Origin of the sequence: Phenylobacterium sp. (assembly GCF_031412415.1) — a bacterium.
GTDB lineage: Bacteria > Pseudomonadota > Alphaproteobacteria > Caulobacterales > Caulobacteraceae > Phenylobacterium.
In genome coordinates this window covers 1-3,704 of record NZ_JANOCX010000309.1, presented here as the reverse complement: position 1 = coordinate 3,704, position 3,704 = coordinate 1, and the positions used below count along the sequence as shown (strand labels likewise).

Genomic DNA, 3,704 nt, shown 5'->3' with positions numbered 1-3,704 from the left:
GCGGTCTCTTCCAGGCTGGCGGCCTGCTGCTCGGTGCGACGCGACAGGTCGTCGGCGGCCGTCGAGATCTCGCCCGCGCCGGACCGCATGCCCGCCGCGGCGCCCACCACCACGCCCAGTGTGTTCTGCAGCTTGGCCGCGGCCAGGTTGAAGTCGCTCTGAAGCTTCAGATAGGCCGGCGGCAGGTCGCCCTGCATGCGATAGGTCAGGTCACCCTCCGCCAGGCGTTCGAGCCCCTTGCCGAACGAGCCCACCACCAGCGCCTGGCCTCGCGCCTTGGCGGCTTCCTCGCTTGCCAGCCGCTCGGTCTCGGCCTGCGCCTTGGCGCTTTCCTGGGCGACGCGCGCGCGTTCGGCCTCGATGGCGTTGACGCGGAACACTTCCAGCGCCCGAGCCATCTCGCCCACCTCGTCCTCGCGCTCGCGGGCCTGGACCTTGATGTCCACCTCGCCGGCGGCCAGTTGATTCATCTGCCGCGTCAGCTCGCGCAGCGGCCGCACCACGCCGACGGTCAGTCCGAAGACCCCACCGGCCACCACCGCCAGCAGAAGGACCACCAGGCCAAGGCCTCCGAGCAAGGCCAAACCCGCCTCGCGCCCCGAGCGCGCTTCGACCGAGGCGTTGAGGGCGTTGGCCTGCGGAACGACCGCGTCGATGACCGAACGATGGGCCCGGTAGGCCTCGGTGGCGCGGCCATAGGCCTCCGCCGCCTTAGCCGCGTCGCCGCTCTCGACAGCCGACAGCAGGTCGCCTTCCACGATGGTCCAGAAGGTCTGTGCCGCTTCGTGGGAGTCTATGGTGATCTTGCGCTTCAGCGCCTCCGGCAGATTGGACGCCGCCCAATGCTTGTGGCGAGCGTCATACTCCTCATGCAGGACGCTCAGTCGCTCCCGGCTCTTGGCGGGCGCCTCGATCCCGTCACGGGCGAGCGTCGCCACCAGATAGGCCTCGATGACATATTGCGGGGGCGGAAGGATGTCGGCGACCAGATCCTTGCCTTGCACGATCTCGGTGTACAGCGGCCCGCCGACCCGAACCTGGTTGACCGCCAGCAGGGCCAGCATCACCGTGACCAGAACTCCGCCACCCACCATCAGGCCGAATGCGCGAACGGCGGCGGCGATTTTCATCCGAAGCATCTGACCCTCGACAGGGCGGACCCGGCGCCGCTTCGTTGCGGCCCGACGCGCTCCCCCTGGGGGTTTGGCATATCGGCGATTTCGTTAACCGCGTTTTACTTTCAGGCTTGAAAGTCTTGTAAAATAAGGAGAATTTGCAAGTCAGGGTTTGGTGAATCCGGCAATACAAGCAGGCCGTGTCGCGTCATCCGGCCTACCGCTTGGCGGGACGGGCCCTCAGCTTGGCGGGCGGCGGATCGGCGCGAAAATCCCCGGCGGTTCCCAGTTTGGCGTTGCATGAGGGGCACCGGACCTCGGTGGCGTCGTCCAGCGCCGCGTCGACCGACAGGCCCGCACCGCACGGTTTGCATTTCCAGTCGTGGGCGGGCGGCGCCGGCGGGGGCGGCGGCTTGGCGCCCGGAATGACCACCTTGGGCGGGTTTTTCAGCTTCAGGATCGGACGGCGTCGAGGCTCGTCGGTCATGACGGAGGTTCCAGGCTCTGGCCAATGCGCGCGCGGTCGGGGCGGTTCTCCCTTGTCCCCGATGGACTTGCAACAGGAAAGGCCCCGATCTTCTTCGGCGGCGGTCCTGCGAATAATGGAAACCGCTTGAACATCTTTCTGGCTTAACAGGGCCAATGGCTGGTCAAGATTGCCGGCGGTAGTATTCTTCTAACGACACGCGAGCGACAAGCGTCGCGTCGCACATGAATTCGGGGGGAGAGAACCCATGAAGTTGACTTGGACCCATGGCGCGGCGCTGTTCGCCAGCGTAGCGATCAGCGGCTGCGGCCTGGGAGGCGACAAGGCGCCGACAGGCCAGGTGGTGGCCACGGTCGACGGCGAGGAGATCACGGTCATGGAGCTCAACGCCGAGCTCAATGGAGTCCAGGTCACCGACGCCGTCCAGCGCAAGGCCGTCGAGCAGGCGGCCCTGGAGCGGATCGTCCTCCGGAAGCTGCTGGTGCAGTCGGCCAAGGCGGACAAGATGGACAAGACGCCGGCCTTTTCTCAGCAGGTTGACCGCGCCACTGAGAATCTGCTGGCTGGCATGATGCAGCGGAAAATGGCTCAGGGCGTGGCCGATCCGCCGCGTGCGGAGGCCGAGCGCTTCGTCGCTTCGCAGCCAGGAATGTTCGCCAACCGCCGCGTGATGGTCGTCGATCAGATCGTCACGGCGACGATCAGCCCGGAGATTGTCAAGCAGCTGGAACCAACCAAGACCCTCGAGCAGGTCGAGGCCGTGTTCCAAGGCGCCAACCTGGACTATCAGCGCAACACCGTCGTGCTCGACACGCTTAGCGCGCCGCCTGCTTTCGTTGATACCCTGTCGAAGCTCCCGCCCGGGGAGATCTTCGTCTTCCCGCGCCCCGGCGCGGTGATCGTCAATCAGATCCGTGACAGCCGCGCTGTTCCCTTCACCGGCGACCGCGCGATCAAGTACGCCATGGCGGGGTTGAAGACGCTCAAGACCCAAGAAGCGGTCTCCAAGAAGATGGAGATCCTGCAAAAGTCTTCCGCGTCGAAGGTCATCTACAACGACGCCTATAAGCCCAAGCCGGCGGCCAAGGCGCCCGCGTCCAAGGCGCCGGCGGCCAAGTCCGCCGCGCCAACCGCAACCCCCCCGGCTCCGGTCGCGAGCCCTGCTCCGGCGGCGCCACCGGCGAAATAGGTTTGAGCCGGCGCGGCCCCGCCGCGTCGGCCCTATCCTGGACATTCGGACACAAAAAAACGCCGCCGATCCTGGGATCGGCGGCGTCTTCTATTGTCGATCGGATCGCCTTAGGCGAACGCGGCCGCTTGCTTGCGACGCGAGCTGCGCAGCATGGAGCCGACGCCGCCGAAGCCGATGATCATCATCGCCCAGGTGGCGGGTTCAGGAACCGCCGAACCGATGTTGCTGACTTCGAACGAATTCTCGGACGAAGCGAGAGCAACGCTGGTGATCAGGTCGGTCGGATCAGTGACGAACGTGAAGCGGCCGTTGGTCACGGGAGCGGTACGATTGCCGTCAGAGGCGCCCGACACGAGACCCAGCTGGGTGCCCGTGAAGGAGTAAACACCACCGCCCACCGTGTAGAAGGTGATGGTGTTGTAGTCGTCCAGCGAGCCGATGTAGAAGCTCATGTTCCGCGCGCCGGGACCGGTGATCGTGGCCGTCTGGTTCTTCTTGACGCTCAGATAGTCGGTCGGGTCGACACCGATCGCGTACTTGGGAGCGGCGCCGGAAGAGCTGGTGCCGTTAAGGATCGCGTAGGTGCCGCTGATGCCCCAGCCCGGCGCAAACGCAAGCGGAGCGCCGAAGTTGGTGACCAGGGTCTCATACGCGTTCAGGGTGTCCTGAAAGCTGCTGTACGACGTCAGCACGACGGCGGCGTTCGCGGCCGTCGCACCGAGGGCGGCCGTCGCCGCGAAAACGGCTCCGACCAAAATCTTTTTAAAGTTGCTCACTACGAGCCCTCCATAAACCACATGTCCAATGCCCCCCTGAGCAACGCCCCCCGGACGTAGTTGCCCGCCCGTAACTCAGTGGTTCACGAAACGTTAAACTCCAACCTCTGCCGCACTGCAACGGGATTCCCCAA

General features: G+C 65.4%; 4 protein-coding genes. 1 reads left to right on the top strand and 3 read right to left on the bottom strand.

Annotated elements, in window-relative coordinates; translation table 11 throughout:
* The coding region (locus RMO04_RS14835; RefSeq protein WP_309645542.1) for a methyl-accepting chemotaxis protein at window positions 1-1,139 on the bottom strand (1,139 nt) is incomplete at its 3' end.
* Window positions 1,140-1,332: 193 nt separating this feature from the next.
* A complete protein-coding gene (locus tag RMO04_RS14830) occupies window positions 1,333-1,602 on the bottom strand; it encodes a hypothetical protein (RefSeq protein ID WP_309645541.1) in 270 nt (89 codons plus the stop codon).
* A 247-nt stretch (window positions 1,603-1,849) separates the two neighbouring features.
* On the opposite strand from RMO04_RS14830, the gene RMO04_RS14825 reads away from it, so the two are divergent.
* Window positions 1,850-2,791, top strand: coding sequence for an EpsD family peptidyl-prolyl cis-trans isomerase (locus RMO04_RS14825; protein WP_309645540.1), 942 nt, complete (start codon window positions 1,850-1,852; stop codon window positions 2,789-2,791).
* A 110-nt stretch (window positions 2,792-2,901) separates the two neighbouring features.
* On the opposite strand, the gene RMO04_RS14820 is transcribed toward RMO04_RS14825, so the two are convergent.
* Window positions 2,902-3,570 (bottom strand): PEPxxWA-CTERM sorting domain-containing protein, encoded by a 669-nt coding sequence (locus tag RMO04_RS14820; RefSeq protein ID WP_309645539.1) that lies wholly within the window; start codon window positions 3,568-3,570, stop codon window positions 2,902-2,904.
* Window positions 3,571-3,704: the final 134 nt, after the last annotated feature.